Raw genomic sequence first — 3467 nt, 5'->3', positions numbered from 1 at the left:
GCGCTCGCTCGTCGCAGGGGGGCGAGCGAGCGCACGGGGCCGACGACGCGGCGGGGGCGACGGTGACCACCACGACGGCACCCGACCTGGCCACGCTGTCCGACGACCGCGCCGAGCACGCGCGCGAGCTGTACCGCGCGCTGCACGCGGCTCCCGAGCTGTCGGGGCGTGAGCGGGAGACCTCGGCGCGTGCGCTCGCGCACCTGCGGGCCGCGGACGCGGGCGTGCGGGCGCGCGTCGGCGGGCACGGGGTCGTCGGGGTGCTGCGCAACGGCGAGGGGCCGGTGGTCGCGGTCCGGGCGGAGCTGGACGCGCTCGCGGTCCTCGAGTCCACCGGGCTGCCGTACGCGTCGAGCCGCCGCACCACGCTCGGCGGCCGGCAGGTGGGTGTGTCGCACGCGTGCGGGCACGACGTGCACGTCGCGGCGCTGCTCACCGCGGTGGAGCACCTCGCGGCGGCGCGGGACGCGTGGGCGGGCACGCTCGTCGCGATCCTGGAGCCCGACGAGGAGTCCGGCCGGGGTGCCGCGGCGATGCTCGCCGACGGGCTCGCGCGGACCGTGCCGCGCCCGGACGTGCTGCTCGCGCAGCACGTGAGCCCCGACCCACTCGGTGCGGTCACCATCGGCGCCGGCGCGGTGCTCTCGTCGTCGGTCGCGCTCGCGCTCACGCTGCACGGCACGGGCGGGCACGTCGCGTTCGCGGACGACGGCGTCGACACGGTCGCGGTGCTGCTCGACGTGCTCGCCGCGGCGGGGGACCTGGCGCGGGAGGCGGGCGCCGAGCTCACGGTCAGCGCGGTGCACGGCGGCGCGTCGCACAACACGCTGCCGCACGTGGTGCGGGCCGACCTCGTGCTGCGCGGCGCGGACGCGCACGTGCTGGGCGTCGTCGCCGACGAGGTGGGGGTGCTCGCGCGGCACCTCGCGGACCGGGCGGGCTGCCCGCGGCCCGCGGAGGTGGAGCGGGTCGCGTCGTTCGGCGACGTGCGCAACGAGCCGCACGCCGCGCAGCGCGTGCACCGCGCGCTCGTCGGCCGGCGCGTGCCGACGTACGTGCTCACCCGCCCGTCGCCCGCGAGCGACGACGTGGGGGCGCTCGCGCGCGGCCTGCGCTGCCCGCTCGTGTACTGGTTCCTGGGGGTCAGCGACCCGGCGCTCGTCGCGGAGGCGGCGCTCGACCCGCGCGCGTCGGCCGCGCCGGCGCTGCCCGGCAACCACGCGCCCGACTTCGCACCGCACCCCGACGCGGTGGTCCACGCGACGCGTGCGCTGCTCGTCGCCGCGGGGGCGTGGCTCGCCCGGTGACCACCGTCACGCCCCGGCGCACCGGCTGAAATCGGGACGAACCACGCCCCGCACGCCCCGGACCGGACTAGGTTGGCGCGCGACGCGCGACGCGCGTCGCACGGCGCGGGACCGGGGGACACGGGGGTGGGCGAGCTGCACGCGATCGTGTTCGTCGACGTCGACGAGACGCTGCTGACGATCAACTCGATGTCGAGCTTCCTCGTGGCGCACCTGCGGGCGCGCGGGCGCTCGTCGGACGAGGTCCGCGCGGTCGTCGGGCACCTGGCCGCGCTCGACCGGGGCCCCGACCGTGGTGCGGTGAGCCGCGCTTACTACGCGACGTTCGCGGGCGAGAGGGCCGACGAGCTGGGCGCGCTGGGTGAGCGCTGGTTCGCGGGGCTGGGCCCGGACGTGTGGCACGCGCCGGTGGCCGACGAGGTCGCGGCGGCGCGGGACGCGGGCGCGCTCGTCGTGCTCGTGTCGGGCGCGCCACCGGCGACGGTCGCACCCGTCGCGCGGGCGGTCGGGGCGCACGCGTGGTTCGCGACCCTGCAGGAGCAGCGTGACGGCGTGCTCACCGGTGCGGCGACGGACGTGGTCGTCGGCGAGAGCAAGGCACGCGTGGTGCGTGCGGTGCTGCGGGATCGCGGCGTGCGGGGCGAGGACTGCGTGGCGTACGGCGACCACGCGAGCGACCTGCCGATGCTCGAGGCGGTCGGCACGGGCGTCGTCGTGGGCGACGACCCGGTGCTCGCGTCCGCTGCGGCCCGGCACGGCTGGCGGCTGCTGCCGTCGGCGCGCGGCGCCCGCGCCGGCCTGGACTAGAGGCGCGCGAGCGCGGCCGCGGTCGCTGCACGCGCCTGGTCGAGGTTCGTGACGTCCAGGGCGCGGTCGGGGTGGCCGTCCCACAGCCGGGAGTAGAACGTACAGAAGCGCGCACTGCACTGGTACAGAGCCTGCAGCAGCTCGCGCTTCTCGTGGTGGAACGCCGCACGGACCGCGTCCGCGTACTCCTCGAACCGCAGCATCGAAGCCGCCTCGTCGATGCGGTATCCGTCCACGTCGAGCACGTACCGCACGACGAGCCCGTCCACCTGGTCGTCCGACAACCGGTCCCCGTCCCGCTGCGTCGGCCCCGCCAAGTGGCACAGCGCCCCGCGTGGGGTTCGGTGCGGGTGACCCCGGGCCGCGGCGCAGGCGTCAAGGGCTGTGGACGAGCGGGGTACATGTCGGTGCAGACCCGTACGATTCGAACATGCATTCGAACGGGGTGGCGCAGGTCGCGCGCGGTGGCGTGCCGTCCGATGACGCGCCGCCGCCGTCCGACGAGGCCGCGGGGCTCGGCGTCGTCGCGCACCGGGTCGCGGCGCGTGCGCGGGCAGCCGAGCAGTGGTCCGCGCACGAGCGAAAGGCGGTGCTCGCCCGCATCGACGAGGCCGTCGCGGTGCTCACCGCAGCCCGAGCGCACCTGCTCGGGGCCGAGGCGCGCGCGGGCTCGTGGCAGGGACACGGGGACCGGGACGTGGTCGCCTGGCGCGGCCGCACCTCCCGCGCCGGCGTGTCCGCCGCGGGCGCGGAGCTGCGCGGCGCGCACGTCATCACCTCGATGCCGTCGGTCGAGCGGGCGTTCACCGCGGCGGAGCTCTCCGCCCAGCACGTCGACGTGCTCGGGCGCGCCGTGTCCCGGGCGACGCCGAGCGTCTCCGCCGCGCTCGCGGACCCGCGCACGCAGGACGAGCTCGTGGCGCTCGGCCGGCGCCTGGACGGGCGGGAGTTCGCCAAGGCGGTGGACCGCTTCGTCGCGCAGGTCGACCCGGTGACGGTCGAGCGTGAGCACGCCGCGCAGCGCGCGCGTCGGCACCTGTTCGTCACCGACCTGCCCGGTGGCACGCAGGTGCGGGGCATGCTCGACCACCGCGCGGGCCACCGCCTGCGCCTCGCGCTCGAGAGCGCGCAGGGGCGTCCCACGCAGGACGACGATCGCACCAGCGAGCAGCGCCGCGCCGACGGCCTCGTCGCACTGGCCGAGCTGGCGCTGTCCGAGCCGGAGGCCACCACCGCTGTCACGCGACCGCACGTGTCAGTCGTGCTGGGCGAGCAGACCTTCCGCACCCTCGTCGGAGCGCTGCGCGCAGGCGACGGGGCCGTCGGCGCTCGGCGGGTGGAGCCGTCGGCGGG

4 protein-coding genes are annotated in these 3467 nt (G+C 77.4%); 3 read left to right on the top strand and 1 reads right to left on the bottom strand.

All coding sequences use genetic code 11. The features are described 5' to 3' along the window. The coding region (locus CUD01_RS16160) for a M20/M25/M40 family metallo-hydrolase (protein ID WP_218023869.1) at window positions 1–1307 on the top strand (1307 nt) is incomplete at its 5' end. Between the two features lie 126 nt (window positions 1308–1433). Further along, window positions 1434–2114: an HAD family hydrolase gene (locus CUD01_RS16155; RefSeq protein WP_141322513.1), complete on the top strand. Its 681-nt coding sequence runs from the start codon at window positions 1434–1436 to the stop codon at window positions 2112–2114. Here CUD01_RS16155 and CUD01_RS16150 read toward each other — a convergent pair. Then, window positions 2111–2398 carry a hypothetical protein gene (locus tag CUD01_RS16150; protein WP_141322512.1) on the bottom strand — a complete coding sequence of 96 codons (288 nt, stop codon included), beginning with the start codon at window positions 2396–2398 and terminating at the stop codon, window positions 2111–2113. The two genes, CUD01_RS16155 and CUD01_RS16150, sit on opposite strands and share 4 nt — an antisense overlap. Window positions 2399–2544: 146 nt before the next feature. On the opposite strand from CUD01_RS16150, the gene CUD01_RS16145 reads away from it, so the two are divergent. After that, window positions 2545–3467: DUF222 domain-containing protein (locus CUD01_RS16145; protein WP_141322511.1), on the top strand; the 923-nt coding region annotated here is incomplete at its 3' end.

The sequence above is a fragment of the Cellulomonas uda genome, from assembly GCF_006538705.1.
Taxonomy (GTDB): Bacteria; Actinomycetota; Actinomycetes; order Actinomycetales; family Cellulomonadaceae; genus Cellulomonas; species Cellulomonas uda.
This window is presented reverse-complemented; position numbering and strand designations above follow the sequence as displayed.